Origin of the sequence: Streptomyces lichenis (genome assembly GCF_023218175.1) — a bacterium.
GTDB classification, from domain to species: Bacteria; Actinomycetota; Actinomycetes; order Streptomycetales; family Streptomycetaceae; genus Streptomyces; species Streptomyces lichenis.
Genome location: NZ_JALPTH010000013.1, coordinates 79,400 through 94,169 on the forward strand (window position 1 = coordinate 79,400; position 14,770 = coordinate 94,169).

Consider the following 14,770-nt stretch of genomic DNA (forward strand, 5'->3'; position numbering starts at 1 on the left):
TCTCAGCGGGGGCATGGGCGCGGCGCCCGGTGGTGACCGCCGGACATCGCGTACGGCACTGAGTGCCGCACGCGCCGGGACGCGGCCACGGGCGCCTTCTGACGTACAGACGCTTCTGATCAGTGGATACTAGTTTCCTTATGGTGGAAGTTCAAGAAGTGTTGATGTCGAGATTCTCCGACTCGACAGAAGGTGGCTCTCGGTGCCACCGCCCTCACCCGCCGCCACCGGCCCCTGCGGGAGGCCGGGCCGTCACATGAGCCGCCGCAGGTCCCCGGGTGTGTCGATGTCATACGGCTCCGCCACCTCCCCGCACTCCACCAGGGTGATCTCCGGCTCATGCGCCCGCAGATAGGCGCGTGCCCCGCGGTCGCCGGACGCACTCTCCGCCACCGCCGCCCAGCGGTCGGCGCCCAGCAGTACCGGATGGCCGCGCCGGCCTTCGTACGAGGCTGCCGCCAGCGATCCGCGCAAGCGGTACGCGGCGGCCACCCGGGCCATCGCGGCAGGCCCGATCCCCGGCTGGTCCACCAGCGCCACCAGGGCCGCGTCCGTCCCCGTGTCCGCCAGCGACTCCAGCCCGGCGCGCAGCGAGGAGCCCATGCCCTGCTCCCAGTCCGAGTTGTCCACCAGGACGCAGCCGGGCGGCAGTGCGGCACGCTCCCGTACGGCCTGGGCCGCCGCGCCCAGCACCACATGCACCCGTACGCAGCCGCCCGCCCGCAGCGCGGCCACCGCGTGCTCGACCAGCGGCCGCCCCCGGTGCTCCAGCAGCGCCTTGGGCCGGCCGCCCAACCGCCGCCCACCGCCCGCGGCCAGCAGCAGACCCGCGATCCGCGGCGGTCCATCCTTCCTCGTCCCAGTCATAGGTGCCTGCATACCGCAGCCCGGCCGCCAGGTTGCCGAGGGAACGGCGCCGGACGGTGAACGGGTGACTCCGGCTTGGATAGGGTGCGGTATCCGAACGTGAGAACGCATGACGCCGTACGGGGGCGAGAACGATGAGTGGTGGTCCGTCACGTCAGGGCACCGTCTTCCAGCCGTTGCGGGAGGACGACCCGCGTGCCGTCGCCGGATACCGGCTGGCCGCCCGGCTGGGCGCCGGTGGCATGGGCAAGGTGTACCTGTCGTACACGCCGGGTGGCCGGCCCGTCGCCATCAAGGTGATCCGGCCCGACTTCGCCGAAGACGCCGAGTTCCGGCGGAGGTTCGCCCAGGAGGTGCACTCCGCCCAGCGCGTCCAGGGCCTCTACACCGCACCGGTCATCGACGCCGACACCGACGCCCGCCAGCCCTGGCTGGCCACGGCCTACGTCCCCGGGCCCTCGCTCGCGGACGCCGTCCAGGCGCACGGCCGGCTCCCGCTGGACACCGTGCTGCTGTTGACCGCCGGGATCGCCGAGGCCCTCCAGGTCATCCACGGGGCCGGGATCGTGCACCGCGACCTCAAGCCGGCCAACGTGCTGCTGGCCGCCGACGGTCCCCGGGTCATCGACTTCGGCATCGCCCGGGCCGCCGACGCGACCTCGCTCACCGGCAGCGGCGTCACCATCGGCACCCCGTCCTTCATGGCGCCCGAGCAGGCGGCCGGGCGGTCCGTCACCCCGGCCACCGACATCTTCGCCCTCGGCCAGATCGCCGCCTACGCGGCCGTCGGCAGCCCGGCGTTCGGCGAGGGCACCTCGCACGGGGTGCTCTACCGGATCGTGCACGAGGAGCCCCGGCTCGACGGACTCCCCGGTGAACTGCGGGACCTGGTCACCCGCTGCCTCGCCAAGGACCCCGCCGCGCGCCCCTCGGTCGCTGAGGTGCTGACCCTGTGCCAGACCGCCAACGGCGAGACCGCGCTGCGCCGCCCTGAGGAGTGGCTGCCCGGCGCGGTCGCCGCCGACATCACCACCCGCGCGGCCGCGCCCGCGCCCAAGGCGGCCACCACCCCTCCGCCGCCCGCCCACGCGCCCGCCCCGACCACCCCGCCGCTGCCGAGCCCGCCCGCCCACGCACCCGCTCCGACGGTGCCGCCCGCCCAGGCCCCGACGGTCCCGCCGGCCGCGCCGGAGCCGACCGCCTACGCCGCCCCGGCCACCCCGCCGCCCGGCTTCGGCCCGGCCCCGCAGTCCACCCCGCCGCCCGGGCAGGGCCCCGCCCCGGCCACCCCGTTCCCCGGCTTCGGCCCCGCTCCGCAGCAGGCCGGGTCGGCCGCCTACGGCTACCCCCACCCCGCCCCCGCGCCCGCCGCCTACGGCTATCCGCACCACGCGTCCGCCGACCCGGCCCCGGGCCAGACGGCGGCCACCGCCACGGCGACCACCACCCCGCCCGCCAAGCGCCGCCGGCTCGGCCGCACCCTCGGGCTGGGGCTGGCCGGGGTGCTGACCGTCGCCGCACTCGCCGGCGGCGGCGTCTACTACCTGACCTCCGGCAAGGGCACCGGCGACCAGGCGAAGGGCGGCGGCGGTAGCCCGGCCCCCAAGACGAGCGGCAAGGCCGCGCCCACCGCCCAGGACCCCTCGGACCAGACGTCCTCGGCCGGGGCCCCGTCCACCGGGGGTGACGGAGCCGGCGACGACGAGACCGGCGGGCAGCAGCCGGTCGCCGACCCGACGCCCGCCACGTACACCGGACTCGACCTGGCGGACGAGTACCACCTCACCCTTGGCGACGACCCGATCAAGCCGCTCTCCGGCGAGGCCGACGCGGATGTGGTCTACGACTGGAACCTCGGCCGCATCGAGGTGCGGAACGGCCGGCTGATCCTGCTGCGCACCGGTCAGAAGGGCGACCTGGAGACCTGCCGTACCGAGACCCGGTACGCGGCCCAGGTGGACATGGACTCCCTCTCCAAGGGCTCGCAGTTCTGCGTGCTGACCGACTCCGGGCACATCGGCGTCGTCACCTACCGGGACATCTCCCCGGAGAGCGACCCGAGCCGGTACGTCACCCTGGATGTGACGGTCTGGCGCAACGCCATGGCGGCGACCGACGGCACCGACTCCTAGGGTCTCCGCCCCCGGCTCACGGCCGCCCATCGCCGTCCCGTACGGCGGTGGGCGGCCGTCGCCGTCTCCGGTCCCGGCCGAAGGGTGTCGTTTTTCCGCCAGGGGAGTGGCGCCGGACGGCCCCGATGGCGTTAAGTACAGGTGGCGTTGAGTGCGGGCGCGACCGCAGAACGTGATGCGTGTGAGGGGCGGGAGCAGATGTTGTCGCAGGGTACGGAGCGCAGGTGTGCGACGAGTACCGGTCAGGACCCCAGGGTGGCGGAGCTGAGCACCGCCGTCGCCCGGCTCCGCCGCGAACTGGCGGGCCAGCCGCAGGGGTTCGCCGATCGGGGAATCGCCGAGGAGGAGCTGGCCGCGCTGGCCGCGATGGCCGTCGAAGGGGTGCCCGAGGTGCGCAGGCTGCGCCGCTCGCTGCTCCTGGTCGCCGGGGCGGTCGGCTCGGTCAGCCGGCTGGCCGCCGCGCTCTATGAGGTGCGGGCCGCGGTGGAGTTGTTCGGCGAGCCGACGCGGTAGCCGGGTGGCGGCCGGCCGGTGGCGGCGCCGGTCGCCGGGTGCCGTCCGGCGGCGGACGATGGTGTGGGAGGGGGCCGACCGGACCCGACCCGAGCACCCGGAGGTGGGCCATGACCACGCTCCACATCGAGCACGCGGTGACCGACTACGCGGAGTGGAAGGCGGTGTTCGACCGCTTCGGCGACTTCCGCCGGGAGGGCGGGGTGCGCGGCTACCGCGTGCTGCGGCCGGTGGACGACCAGCGGTATGTGGTGATCGACGTGGACTTCGACGACGCCGCGACCGCGGAGGGCTTCCTCGCCCTGCTGCGGACCCGGGTCTGGGGCTCCGAGGGCGGCAACCAGGCGGTCGCGAGTCCGCCCCGCGCGGCCGTCCTCAACCACGTGGACGCGGGCGGCCCGGGCGACTGAGCGGGCGGGAGTACAAAGACCCGGGACCGTGCCGCCACGCCTGCGACGGCCACGGCGCATTGCCGTACCGGCCCTGTAGCGGTACCGGGCCCCGTAACCGCGCCTGGCCGCGTACCGGCACCGGGCCCTTCGCCGCCTCCGGCCGTGTAGCCGTATCGGCGCCGTCGCAGCGCGCCGCCCCGCAGCCGTACCGGCCCTGTAGCGGCGGCCGGCCCCGTAGCCGTACCGGACCGCCGCCGCGCCCCCGGCCGCGTAGCCGTACCGGGCCCCATAACCGCGCCTGGCCGCGTACCGGCACCGGGCCCTTCGCCGCCTCCGGCCGTGTAGCCGTATCGGCGCCGTCGCAGCGCGCCGCCCCGTAGCCGTACCGGCCCCGTAGTGGCGGCCGGCCCCGTAGCCGTACCGGGCCCCGTAGCCGCGCCCGGCCCCGTAGGGCACCGGGCCCGTCGCCGCCTCCGGCCGCGTAGCCGTATCGGCGCCGTCGCAGCGCCCGCCCCGAAGCTGTACCAGCCCGTCGCAGCGCGCCGCCCCCGCAGCCGTACCGGCCCTGTAGCGGCTCCCGACGCCGTAGCCGTACCGGCCCTGTAGCGGCTCCCGACGCCGCAGTCGTACCGGACCGCCGCCGCTCCCCGGGGCCCCTCAGCCCTGGGTGGTCGACCCCGTGGTGCTGGCCAGGGCGGCGGAGAGTTCGCGGGCCACGCCTTGGAGGACGGGCACGATGGTCTCCTTGGCCGCCTCCGTCACCCGGCCCGCCGGGCCCGAGATGGAGATGGCGGCGGCGGTGGGGGAGTCCGGGATGGAGACCGCGATGCAGCGCACCCCGATCTCCTGCTCGCTGTCGTCCATCGCGTAGCCGGCCGCGCGGACCTGCTCCAGGGCGCCCAGGAAGCCGTCCGCGGTGGTGATGGTCTTCTCGGTGGCGGCGGGCATCCCGGTACGGGCCAGCAGCGCCCGCACCTCCTCCGGCGGGACGTCCGCGAGCAGCGCCTTGCCCACGCCGGTGGAGTGCGGCAGCACCCGGCGGCCGACCTCGGTGAACATCCGCATCGAGTGCTTGGACGGCACCTGGGCGACGTAGACGATCTCATCCCCGTCCAGCAGCGCCATGTTGGCGGTCTCGCCGGTCTCCTCGACCAGCCGGGCCAGATAGGGGCGGGCCCAGGTGCCGAGCAGCCGGGAGGCGGACTCGCCGAGCCGGATCAGCCGGGGGCCCAGCGCATAGCGGCGGTTGGACTGCTGGCGTACGTAGCCGCAGGCGACCAGGGTCCGCATCAGCCGGTGGATGGTGGGCAGCGGCAGCCCGCTGCTGGCGGAGAGCTCGCTCAGCCCGACCTCGCCGCCGGCGTCGGCCATCCGCTCCAGGAGGTCGAAGGCGCGCTCCAGGGACTGGACGCCACCGGTGGCGGCGGGCTTGGCGGCGTCGGTGGTGCTGGCGCTGGACGTCGGCACGGCGGCGGGTCCTTTCGAGGCGGATGGGCAAGTCAGCAGCCTACCGGGCCGTCCGGCGGGGCATCCGGGCCGAGCTGGGGCGTCATGGCCGGTCGGGGAGTGGTCGGTGGGGTGGTCGGAGGGTGGTCTGGGGGTGGTCGGGGGGTGTTTGTCCGGGTGTCCGCCGGGGGGCGACCGGGGGCCGTCCGCGGCGTCTGCTGTGGGGAGCTACGTTCCTCTTCGTGGAATTCCACTTCCACTTCATGGAATCATCCAAGTCGGGTTCACGCCACCCCGATCCGGCCGGGCGACCCTTGACGGCTTGCCCTCAGGGGTGAAGACTCCTTCAACAGTTCGTTGAAGTTCGGCCCGGCGCGGCGAGCAATCCGCTGGTACGGGCGGTGGTAGTGGGAGGTTGCGTGGACGGCCGAGAGGATGGGGGCACGACGGTGGAGGACCGCTCGCGGGCAGCGGCGGAGGGCGCCGGGGCGCCCACCGCGGAGGTGACGCTGGTACTGCGCTCGACCCGGGTGGTCACCCCCGAGGGCACCCGGGCCGCGTCGGTCGCGGTCGCCGGGGAGCGGATCGCCGCGGTGCTCCCGTACGAGACCGAGGTCCCCGCCGGGGCCCGGCTGGAGGACGTCGGCGACCATGTCGTGCTGCCCGGCCTGGTCGACACCCACGTCCATGTCAACGACCCGGGCCGCACCGAGTGGGAGGGCTTCTGGACCGCCACCCGGGCCGCGGCCGCCGGCGGCATCACCACCCTGATCGACATGCCGCTCAACTCCCTGCCGCCCACCACCACGGTGGCGAACCTGCGGGTCAAGCAGGACACCGCCCGTCCCAAGGCCCATGTGGACACCGGCTTCTGGGGCGGGGCGCTGCCGGACAACGTGGGCGATCTGCGCCCGCTGCACGACGCCGGGGTCTTCGGCTTCAAGTGCTTCCTGTCCCCGTCCGGGGTGGACGAGTTCCCGCAGCTCGACCAGGAGCAACTGGCCGCCTCGCTCACCGAGATCGCCGGCTTCGGCGGGCTGATGATCGTGCACGCCGAGGACCCGCACCACCTGGACTCCGCCCCGCAGAAGAGCTCCCCGCACTACGCGGACTTCCTGGCCTCCCGCCCCCGGGACGCCGAGAACACCGCCATCGCGCACCTGATCGACCAGGCCCGCCGGCTCGGCGCCCGGGTCCACGTACTGCATCTGTCCTCCAGTGACGCGCTGCCGCTGATCGCCGCCGCCCGCCGCGAGGGCGTGCGGGTCACCGTGGAGACCTGCCCGCACTTCCTCACCCTCACCGCCGAGGAAGTCCCCGACGGGGCCACCGAGTTCAAGTGCTGCCCGCCCATCCGCGAGGCCGCCAACCAGGACGCCCTGTGGGACGGCCTCGCCGACGGCACCATCGACGCCATCGTCTCCGACCACTCGCCGTCCACCGCCGACCTGAAGACCCCCGACTTCTCCACCGCCTGGGGCGGCATCTCCTCCCTCCAGCTCGGCCTGCCCGCCATCTGGACCGAGGCCCGCCGCCGCGGACGCACCCTGGACGACGTCGCCCGCTGGATGTCCACCGCGCCCGCCGCGCTCGCCGGACTGGACGCCAAGGGCGCCATCGAGGCCGGCCGCGACGCCGACTTCGCCGTCCTCGCGCCGGAGGAGACCTTCACCGTCGACCCCGCCGCCCTGCACCACCGCAACCAGGTCACCGCCTACGCGGGCAGGACCCTGCACGGGGTGGTGAAGTCCACCTGGCTGCGCGGTGTGCGCATCGCCGACCAGGGCGCCCCGGCCGAGCCCACCGGCCGCCTGCTCACCAGGACGAAGTGACCGCCCGAAGGAAGACGTGCCCGCCCGAAAGGAAGAAGTGACCGCAGTGACCGCGCAGAACTCCGCGCAGGACCCCGCCCGCCACACCGCTCAGGACCCCGTCCGCAACACGGCGCAGACCCCCGCCGTCCAGCCCGAGGCCGAGGCCCAGGCCCCGGCCGGGGCGGCCCCGGTCCGCTTCACCGGTGACGCCCGCCCGTACGGCGGCGGCGACCCCTACGCCGACTACCGGACCGCCGACTTCCCCTTCACCGGACTGGTGGACCTGGCCGACCGCCGGCTCGGCGCGGGCGTGATCGCCGCCAACGACGAGTTCTTCGCCGAGCGGGAGAACCTGCTCAAGCCCGAGCCCGCCGAGTTCGACCCCGAGCACTTCGGCCACAAGGGCAAGGTCATGGACGGCTGGGAGACCCGCCGCCGCCGCGGTACGGACGCCGGCACGCCCCACCCGGTGGACGAGGACCACGACTGGGCCCTGGTCCGCCTCGGCGCTCCCGGCGTCGTCCGCGGTCTGGTCGTGGACACCGCCCACTTCCGCGGCAACTACCCGCAGGCCGTGTCGGTGGAGGCCGCCTCCGTGGCCGGCTCCCCGTCCCCCGAGGAGCTGCTCGCCGACGGCGTCGAGTGGACCGTGATCGTGCCGCGCACCGCCGTCGGCGGGCACGCCGCCAACGGCTTCACCGTCGAGTCCGGCAGGCGCTTCACCCACCTGCGGGTCAAGCAGCACCCCGACGGCGGCATCGCCCGCCTCCGGGTCTACGGCGAGGTCGTCCCCGACCCGGTCTGGCTCGGAGTCCTCGGCGCCTTCGACGTGGCCGCCCTGGAGAACGGCGGCCTGGTCGAGGACGCCTCCGACCGGTTCTACTCGCCCGCCACCAACACCATCCAGCCGGGCCGCTCCCGCAAGATGGACGACGGCTGGGAGACCCGCCGCCGCCGCGACAAGGGCAACGACTGGATCCGCTACCGCCTGGTCGAGCAGTCCGCCATCCGCGCCGTGGAGATCGACACCGCGTACCTCAAGGGCAACAGCGCCGGCTGGGCCGCCCTTTCCGTACGCGACGGCGCCGACGGCGACGACTGGACCGAGATCCTGCCCCGCACGCGGCTCCAGCCCGATACCAACCACCGGTTCGTGCTGCCGGAGCCGGCCGTCGGCACCCATGTGCGGATCGACATCTACCCCGACGGCGGCATCTCCCGCCTGCGGCTGTTCGGCTCGCTGACGGACGAGGGCGCCAAGCGCCTGGCCGCCCGCCACGACGAGCTGAGCTGAGCCGGGGCCTCTTGCTGCGGCCCGCCGACACGGGCCGCGCCCACCCGGGCGGGAACGACACCCGCCCGTACGCCGAGGGCGCACCGGAAGGACAGCACCGGTGCGCCCTCGGGCCTTGCTCCGACCCCCGCGTGCCTACGCCGCGTGGCCGCCGTCCACCGAGAACTCGGCGCCCGTGACGTACCCGGCCTCCTCGCCCGCCAGATACGCCACCAGCGAAGCCACCTCGTCCGCCGAGCCGAACCGGCCCAGCGCGGTGAGCCCGATCTGCCCCTCGGCCATCGGCCCGTCCGCCGGGTTCATATCGGTGTCGATCGGACCGGGGTGCACCACGTTGGCGGTGATGCCCCGGCCGCCCAGCTCACGGGCGAGCGCCTTGTTCAGCCCGATCAGCGCCGACTTGCTCATGGCGTACAGCGTCCCGCCCGGCCCCGGCACCCGCTGGGTCATACAGCTGGCGATGGTGATGATCCGCCCGCCGCGCCCCATCACCCCGGCCGCCGCCCGCGAGGCCACGTACACCCCGCGCACGTTCACGGCGAGCACCCGGTCCACATCGGGGAACGAGATCGTCTCGATCGGGCCGAGCACCCCCACCCCGGCGTTGTTGACCAGCACGTCCAGCCGCCCGCCCAGTGCCTCCGCGGCCCGCTCCACCGCGCCCGCCGCCTCGGCCGCGTCACCCGAGTCGGCCCGCAGCGCGACCCCGCGCCGCCCGGTCGACTCGATCGTCCGCACCACCTCCCGGGCCGCCTCCTCGCCGTGCGCATAGGTGACGGCGACATCCGCCCCGTCCCGCGCCAGGCGCAGCGCCGTGGCCGCTCCGATACCCCGGCTCCCGCCCGTGACCAGCGCCGTCCTGCCTCGCATATCCACTTCGGTACTCCTCGTCATCCGTCTCGCCTCTTCCGGCCGAGGACTCCATCCCATCGCCGGGCGCCCCTGGGCGCTGGCGGGGATCGGACACCGAGCCGGGGCGGGGATCGGCGCGTCCGGGGGGGGGGAGTCCGGCCGATGAGTTACGGGCACGGGGGCGGTCTGTCCTGGTGTACGTCCCCGAGGGGATTCGGCACCCAGCGAGAGGCGGACCGCCATGGCCACGCTCACCTTGAACGCCTTCCTCACCCTCGACGGCGTGATGCAGGCGCCCGGCGGACCCGAGGAGGACCCGAGCGACGGGTTCACCGGCGGCGGCTGGCAGGCTCCCTTCGTCGACGAGGACCTGATCCGCTTCGTCACCGGATACCTCGGCCGCGCCGACGGCATCCTGCTCGGCCGCCGGACCTACGAGATCTTCGCCGGCTACTGGCCGAAGGTCACCGACGAGGAGGACCGGATCGCCGGCATCCTCAACTCCCGTCCCAAGTACGTGGTCTCCTCCACCCTCACCTCCGCCGACTGGGAGCACACCACCCTGCTCGGCGGCGACCCAGTGGCTGCGGTGACCCGGCTGAAGGAGGAGGCCGAGGGGGAGGTCCAGGTGCACGGCAGCACCCGGCTGGCCGGGACCCTCGTCGCGCACGGCCTGCTGGACGAGCTGAACCTGCTGGTTCACCCAGTCTTCCTGGGCCAGGGCCGCCGGCTCTTCCCCGACGGCGGGGCCCCCGCCGCGTACGCCCTGACCGGGCAGCGCACCACCGGCGCCGGGGTGGTGGTCACTACCTACCGGCCCGAAGGACCGGCCCGCTTCGGCCTCGTCGGGGAGTGAGCGCGGGCCTACTCCTGGACGGGTACGGCCCGCAGGTTGCCGGCCGCACTCCCCTGAGCCGCCGGGTCGTCCGCGTCCGGAGGCGCCGGAGGTGGCGCGGGGGCCGCGCCGGTGCAACTCCTCGTGGTGGGAGGCCAGATGGCGGGCAGCGGCCTGGTGGGTGACGGCGCTCCGGCCGCAGAGCAGTGTGGATCGCCCCCTGGTCCGGGCCCGGCTCGGGGGTGGTGAACCGCACCCCGGGCAGCAGCGCGGCCAGGTGCGCGGCGGTGCGCTGGTTGGACGCCGGGCCGCCGACGCAGAACTCGGCCCGGGTGCCGGAGCCCTGGCGGGTCTGGTCATGGGCGGCGATCTGGACCTCGGCCCCGCAATCCTTGACCAGCGCGGCCGGTTCGAGCAGCGCGAAGGCGTCGCGCCGGTGCACCGAGCGCTGCTCCCCGCCCATCTGGCGGTTGACCACGAACAGGCACTCCGAGCCGTGCGGCAGCCCGAAGAACCGCTGCCTGCGCCGGAGTCGGCGCCGCCACAGATACGTACGGGCGGACCGGCCAAGGCCCGCGCTGATCCCGGCGGCCACCACCCCGAGCGCGACTTCCAGCACCCCGTCGGTCATGCCGGGACTCCAGCGGCCCCCTCCCGCGCGGTGCAGCCCCCGGCCGCCCCGCCTCCTCGCGGGCGGGCGCGGCGGGGCCGCCAGCCGGCCACCAGGGCGGCCGCCAGCAATAGTTCGGCGATGTCGCCGCCGTAGTACATCAGCTCCGCGCCGCCCTGGAGCTGCTCCAGCGGGGCCCGCACCCGCAGGTACAGGTTCGCGTACACCAGCTGGGAGACGGTGGAGTGCGCGGCGATGGCGGCGCCGAGGACCACCAGCCGGGCCGGTACGCCCGGGCGGGCGGGCGCCGGGTCCGGGCCGGCGATCACCCAGGCGAACAGGCAGCCCGACAGCAGGAAGTGCGCGTGCAGGGCGAGATGGGCGAGCGGACGGCCGTGCACCGCCTCGTACAGCGGGGTGAAGTACAGCGCGCCCAGGGTGCCGGTGGAGAGCAGCAGCGCGGTCACCGGATGGCCGATCAGCCGCAGGGGCGGGCTGCGCAGCACCCGGACCAGGCGCCGGGCGCGCGGCGGCGGCAGGGTGCGGCAGAGCAGGGTGACCGGCGCGCCCAGGACCAGCAGCAGCGGCGCGTACATGCCGATCAGCAGATGCTGGAGCATATGGCCCCGGAAGTCCTGGTGGGCGAACGGCGCCACCGGCGGCAGCAGCGCCGCGCCCAGCACCCCGAGCCCGGTGAGGAACGCGGCGGTGCGGTGCCGCCGCCAGCCGGCCGCCGGGTTGCGGTGCCGGGCCAGCGCCGCCAGCAGCAGATAGACCGCGGCGGCGGCGAGCAGCGCGGTCAGCGGCAGCGCGGTGAACAGCGGCGGCCCGTCGGCACCGGCCCCGGGAGCCGCGCCCGCGCCGGTGCCGTGCGCGGGGGTCACGACGCGGCCGGGCCGCCCCCGGACCCGCCCCCGGCCGAGGGGTCGAAGGGGCGGCCGCGGCGCTGGAGGGTCCAGCCGGCCGCCACCAGCACCGCGCCCAGCAGCAGGAACCCGAGGTCCCACCAGAGCTGCCGCTCACCGGCGTACACATGGTGGATGCCGAGGACGTGGTGGTCCAGGACGCCTTCGACCAGGTTGAACAGCCCCCAGCCGACCAGCACCCAGCCCCACAGCGCCGGGGAGGTCCACACCCGGCGGCGGTGGTGGGTGACCCGGGCGTAGAGGACGGCCAGACCGGTCAGCACGGCGAGCCAGCAGACGGTGTGGAAGATCCCGTCCCAGACGGTGTTCATCTCCAGCCCCGCCACGGTGTCCGCCGGGTAGTACCTCACCCCGATGCGGTCGGTGTCGGTGCTGGTCAGCATGTGGTGCCACTGGAGCAGCTGGTGCAGCAGGATGCCGTCGACGAAGCCGCCGAGCCCCACCCCCAGCACGATGCCCGGGAGCCGCAGGCCGCGGGCGGCGCCGGTGGTGTCCGCGGCCGTACCGGTGGTCGTGGCCATGGAAGTGACTCCGTTCCTCGGGGCGTTCTCCGTGACGTGGCGGGACCTCGTCCCGTACGTGCCCCGGGTGGGCCGTCCCAGTCGCATCCGGCACGGGGGCAGGGGGAGGGGCGGCGGTCCGGGGGAGGCCGACCGTAACGCCCGCCGCCGCCTCCCGCCCGGGCGGCGGCGCGGCACGCACCGGCCCGTCACACCGACGGCGGCGCCCCGCATCCCGGGGCTACGCCTTGCGGACGCCGTCCGCGATCATCAGCACCAGGAAGCCGAGCACCGCGATGACGATATGGGCGAACAGCTCCCACCCCTGGAGGAAGCCCGCCTTCCCGATCAGCCAGTCGGTGAACCCCATCAGGCGGAACCACGGCCATACCTCCCGGATCACACCGCAGACGCCCGCGATCAGCAGGATTCCACCCACCAGCTCCAGTAGTTTCTTCATGGTGCCGATCCTCCGCCGGGCGGGGCCTCCGCCGCGTCCGGCAACGGCACCGTTCCGAGGGTCCGAAAGTATCGGCCCGTTCGACTTCGGTAGCCGCCCGCCCGCCGGGCCGCCCCTTCCGCCTCGCCGCTGCGTAGCGTGGAGGGCATGACGCGAGCGGAGTACCGCTGGCTGCTCCCCTCCGACCTGGCGGACGACCCGGCGGAGGCGGCGGCCACACCACAGCAGAGCCCCGTGCGGGACGCCGGCGGCCCGGCGGCCCGGGGCGCCCGGTGGCGGCCGGGGCGGCGCCGGACGGTCCGCGACTGGGTGGTGGACACCGCCGCCTTCGCCTTCGCCGCCCTGCTCGGGGTGCTCGCCGCCGAGGCCTCCCGGGGGATGGACAACGCCTCCGCGGTGGTCGTCGCCGACCAGGTCGTCGCGGCCGCCGCCTGCTGCGCCCTGTGGGTGCGCCGGCGGTGGCCGGTGCAGCTGACCGCCGTGCTGAGCGTGGTCGGCATCGTCGCCCCGGGGGTCGGCGGCGCGCTGCTCGTCGCCCTGTTCACCGCCGCGGTCCGGGTGCCGTTCGGCCGGCTCGCCCCGCTGGGGCTGTTCGCCATGGCCTGCTCGATCGCCCAGGCGGTGGTCCGGCCCGACCCGTCGATGGGACTGCTCGCCGGGGTCATCGCCAGCGCGGTGCTGCTCCTGCTGGTCACCGGCTGGGGCATGCTGGTGCGCTCCCGCCGCCAGCTGGTGGCCGCCCTGCGGGAACGGGCCGCCCGCGCCGAGGCCGAGGCGGAGCTGCGCGCCGAGCAGGCCCAGCGCGCCGCCCGGGAGGCCATCGCCCGGGAGATGCACGACGTCCTCGCCCATCGGCTCACCCTGCTCAGCGTGCACGCCGGGGCCCTGGAGTTCCGGCCCGACGCCGCCCCCGCCGACGTGGCCCGGGCCGCCGGGGTGATCCGGGACAGCGCCCATGACGCCCTTGAGGACCTGCGCGAGATCATCGGGGTGCTGCGCGCCCCCGGCGAGGGCGACCCGGACCGGCCGCAGCCCACCCTCGCCACCCTGGACGAGCTGGCTGCCGAGTCCCGGCAGGCCGGGATGCGGGTCACCCTGGACAACGGCGTCCCCGACCCCTCGGGCGTCCCCGCCGCCACCGGCCGCGCCGTCTACCGGGTCGCCCAGGAGGGCCTGACCAACGCCCGCAAGCACGCCCCGGGCGCCGAGGTCACCGTCACCGTGCGCGGCCGCCCCGGCGACGGGCTCACCGTCGAGGTGCGCAACCCGGCCGCCCAAGACAGCGCGGCCCGGATGCCCGGCGCCGGGCAGGGGCTGATCGGGCTCACCGAGCGGGCCGTGCTGGCCGGCGGCCGGCTCGACCACGGGCCCCTCCCCGAGGGCGGGTTCGCCCTGCGGGCCTGGCTACCGTGGCCGGTATGACCATCCGGCTGCTCATCGTCGACGACGACCCCCTCGTCCGCGCGGGACTCACCCTGATGCTCGGCGGCGCCGGCATCGAGATCGTCGGCGAGGCCGCCGACGGCTCCGAGGTGCCCGCCCTGGTGGACCGGCTCGCCCCCGACGTCGTGCTGATGGACATCCGGATGCCCCGGGTGGACGGGCTCACCGCCACCGAGCGGCTGCGCGCCCGCCCCGGCGCCCCCGAGGTCGTGGTCCTCACCACCTTCCACGCCGACGAGCAGGTGGTGCGGGCGCTGCGGGCCGGAGCCGCCGGCTTCGTCCTCAAGGACACCCCGCCCGACCGGATCGTGGACGCGGTGCGGCGGGTCGCGGCCGGCGACCCGGTGCTCTCCCCGGCGGTCACCCGCCGGCTGATGGACCGGGTGGCGGACGCCCCGCCCGGCCCCGCCGACCGCCGGGCCGCGGCCACCGCGCGCCTCGCCGTCCTCGCCGAACGCGAACGGGAGGTGGCGCTCGCGGTCGGCGAGGGCCGGTCCAACGCCGAGATCGCCGCCGTGCTCTACATGAGCGTCCCCACCGTCAAGACCCATGTCTCCCGGGTGCTGGGCAAGCTCGGCCTCAACAACCGCGTCCAGATCGCCCTGCTGGTCCACGACGCCGGACTGCTCGACGGCGACGCCGCGCCCTAGCGGACCGGCGGGCGGGCCGGGTGCCTACAGTGGGCC

General features: G+C 75.2%; 14 protein-coding genes and 1 pseudogene. 8 read left to right on the plus strand and 7 right to left on the minus strand.

The annotated features are described in order from the left end of the window. Positions 1 to 252 precede the first annotated feature (252 nt). The gene (locus M1O15_RS15125) at positions 253 to 867 is read right to left on the minus strand and encodes a nucleotidyltransferase family protein (RefSeq protein WP_248634345.1); all 615 of its coding nucleotides are present in this window, start codon (positions 865 to 867) and stop codon (positions 253 to 255) included. Positions 868 to 1,001: 134 nt separating this feature from the next. Here M1O15_RS15125 and M1O15_RS15130 point away from each other — a divergent pair, with 134 nt between their 5' ends. The 3 genes from M1O15_RS15130 (at position 1,002) to M1O15_RS15140 (ending at position 3,922) form a co-directional block, all read left to right on the plus strand. Next, entirely contained in the window at positions 1,002 to 2,999 is a 1,998-nt protein-coding gene (locus tag M1O15_RS15130) for a serine/threonine-protein kinase (RefSeq protein WP_248634346.1), read from the plus strand. A gap of 198 nt (positions 3,000 to 3,197) precedes the next feature. Next, a complete protein-coding gene (locus M1O15_RS15135) occupies positions 3,198 to 3,512 on the plus strand; it encodes a DUF5955 family protein (RefSeq protein WP_248634347.1) in 315 nt (104 codons plus the stop codon). Positions 3,513 to 3,622: 110 nt separating this feature from the next. Then, positions 3,623 to 3,922: a hypothetical protein gene (locus M1O15_RS15140; protein WP_248634348.1), complete on the plus strand. Its 300-nt coding sequence runs from the start codon at positions 3,623 to 3,625 to the stop codon at positions 3,920 to 3,922. Between the two features lie 639 nt (positions 3,923 to 4,561). On the opposite strand, the gene M1O15_RS15145 is transcribed toward M1O15_RS15140, so the two are convergent. Next, positions 4,562 to 5,371: an IclR family transcriptional regulator gene (locus M1O15_RS15145; protein WP_248634349.1), complete on the minus strand. Its 810-nt coding sequence runs from the start codon at positions 5,369 to 5,371 to the stop codon at positions 4,562 to 4,564. A 428-nt stretch (positions 5,372 to 5,799) separates the two neighbouring features. Between M1O15_RS15145 and allB the strand changes: the two genes are divergently transcribed. Together allB and alc are read left to right on the plus strand one after the other, a co-directional pair. After that, the gene (allB, locus tag M1O15_RS15150; protein WP_248634350.1) at positions 5,800 to 7,182 is read left to right on the plus strand and encodes an allantoinase AllB; all 1,383 of its coding nucleotides are present in this window, start codon (positions 5,800 to 5,802) and stop codon (positions 7,180 to 7,182) included. A gap of 37 nt (positions 7,183 to 7,219) precedes the next feature. After that, the gene (gene alc, locus M1O15_RS15155) at positions 7,220 to 8,458 is read left to right on the plus strand and encodes an allantoicase (RefSeq protein ID WP_248634351.1); all 1,239 of its coding nucleotides are present in this window, start codon (positions 7,220 to 7,222) and stop codon (positions 8,456 to 8,458) included. A gap of 135 nt (positions 8,459 to 8,593) precedes the next feature. Here alc and M1O15_RS15160 read toward each other — a convergent pair whose 3' ends face one another. Then, the gene (locus M1O15_RS15160; RefSeq protein WP_372499474.1) at positions 8,594 to 9,328 is read right to left on the minus strand and encodes a 3-oxoacyl-ACP reductase family protein; all 735 of its coding nucleotides are present in this window, start codon (positions 9,326 to 9,328) and stop codon (positions 8,594 to 8,596) included. Between the two features lie 223 nt (positions 9,329 to 9,551). Between M1O15_RS15160 and M1O15_RS15165 the strand changes: the two genes are divergently transcribed. Continuing rightward, a complete protein-coding gene (locus M1O15_RS15165) occupies positions 9,552 to 10,166 on the plus strand; it encodes a dihydrofolate reductase family protein (RefSeq protein WP_248634353.1) in 615 nt (204 codons plus the stop codon). A gap of 105 nt (positions 10,167 to 10,271) precedes the next feature. Here M1O15_RS15165 and M1O15_RS15170 read toward each other — a convergent pair. From M1O15_RS15170 to M1O15_RS15185, 4 genes and pseudogenes are all read right to left on the minus strand, one after another. Then, positions 10,272 to 10,776 (minus strand): annotated as a pseudogene (locus M1O15_RS15170) (hypothetical protein); the annotation flags it as partial. Then, a complete protein-coding gene (locus M1O15_RS15175; protein ID WP_372499475.1) occupies positions 10,773 to 11,639 on the minus strand; it encodes a cytochrome c oxidase assembly protein in 867 nt (288 codons plus the stop codon). The gene M1O15_RS15175 and the pseudogene M1O15_RS15170, both read right to left, overlap by 4 nt. Next, a complete protein-coding gene (locus tag M1O15_RS15180; RefSeq protein ID WP_248634354.1) occupies positions 11,636 to 12,202 on the minus strand; it encodes a DUF2243 domain-containing protein in 567 nt (188 codons plus the stop codon). The genes M1O15_RS15175 and M1O15_RS15180 overlap by 4 nt, the downstream gene beginning before the upstream one ends. A 220-nt stretch (positions 12,203 to 12,422) precedes the next feature. Beyond that, positions 12,423 to 12,641 (minus strand): hypothetical protein, encoded by a 219-nt coding sequence (locus M1O15_RS15185; protein ID WP_248634355.1) that lies wholly within the window; start codon positions 12,639 to 12,641, stop codon positions 12,423 to 12,425. 147 nt (positions 12,642 to 12,788) lie between these two features. Here M1O15_RS15185 and M1O15_RS15190 point away from each other — a divergent pair, with 147 nt between their 5' ends. Continuing rightward, a complete protein-coding gene (locus M1O15_RS15190; protein ID WP_248634356.1) occupies positions 12,789 to 14,063 on the plus strand; it encodes a sensor histidine kinase in 1,275 nt (424 codons plus the stop codon). Beyond that, entirely contained in the window at positions 14,060 to 14,734 is a 675-nt protein-coding gene (locus M1O15_RS15195; RefSeq protein WP_248634357.1) for a response regulator transcription factor, read from the plus strand. Before M1O15_RS15190 ends, M1O15_RS15195 begins: the two co-directional genes overlap by 4 nt. The last annotated feature ends 36 nt before the right edge of the window (positions 14,735 to 14,770 follow it).

Bases quoted from the DNA above. Each gene is read 5' to 3' on its own strand.
- M1O15_RS15125 (WP_248634345.1), bottom strand. From the start codon at position 867: ATGACTGGGACGAGGAAGGATGGACCGCCGCGGATCGCGGGTCTGCTG.
- M1O15_RS15130 (WP_248634346.1), top strand. From the start codon at position 1,002: ATGAGTGGTGGTCCGTCACGTCAGGGCACCGTCTTCCAGCCGTTGCGG.
- M1O15_RS15135 (WP_248634347.1), top strand. From the start codon at position 3,198: ATGTTGTCGCAGGGTACGGAGCGCAGGTGTGCGACGAGTACCGGTCAG.
- M1O15_RS15140 (WP_248634348.1), top strand. From the start codon at position 3,623: ATGACCACGCTCCACATCGAGCACGCGGTGACCGACTACGCGGAGTGG.
- M1O15_RS15160 (WP_372499474.1), bottom strand. From the start codon at position 9,328: ATGCGAGGCAGGACGGCGCTGGTCACGGGCGGGAGCCGGGGTATCGGA.
- M1O15_RS15165 (WP_248634353.1), top strand. From the start codon at position 9,552: ATGGCCACGCTCACCTTGAACGCCTTCCTCACCCTCGACGGCGTGATG.
- M1O15_RS15180 (WP_248634354.1), bottom strand. From the start codon at position 12,202: ATGGCCACGACCACCGGTACGGCCGCGGACACCACCGGCGCCGCCCGC.
- M1O15_RS15185 (WP_248634355.1), bottom strand. From the start codon at position 12,641: ATGAAGAAACTACTGGAGCTGGTGGGTGGAATCCTGCTGATCGCGGGC.
- M1O15_RS15190 (WP_248634356.1), top strand. From the start codon at position 12,789: ATGACGCGAGCGGAGTACCGCTGGCTGCTCCCCTCCGACCTGGCGGAC.
- M1O15_RS15195 (WP_248634357.1), top strand. From the start codon at position 14,060: ATGACCATCCGGCTGCTCATCGTCGACGACGACCCCCTCGTCCGCGCG.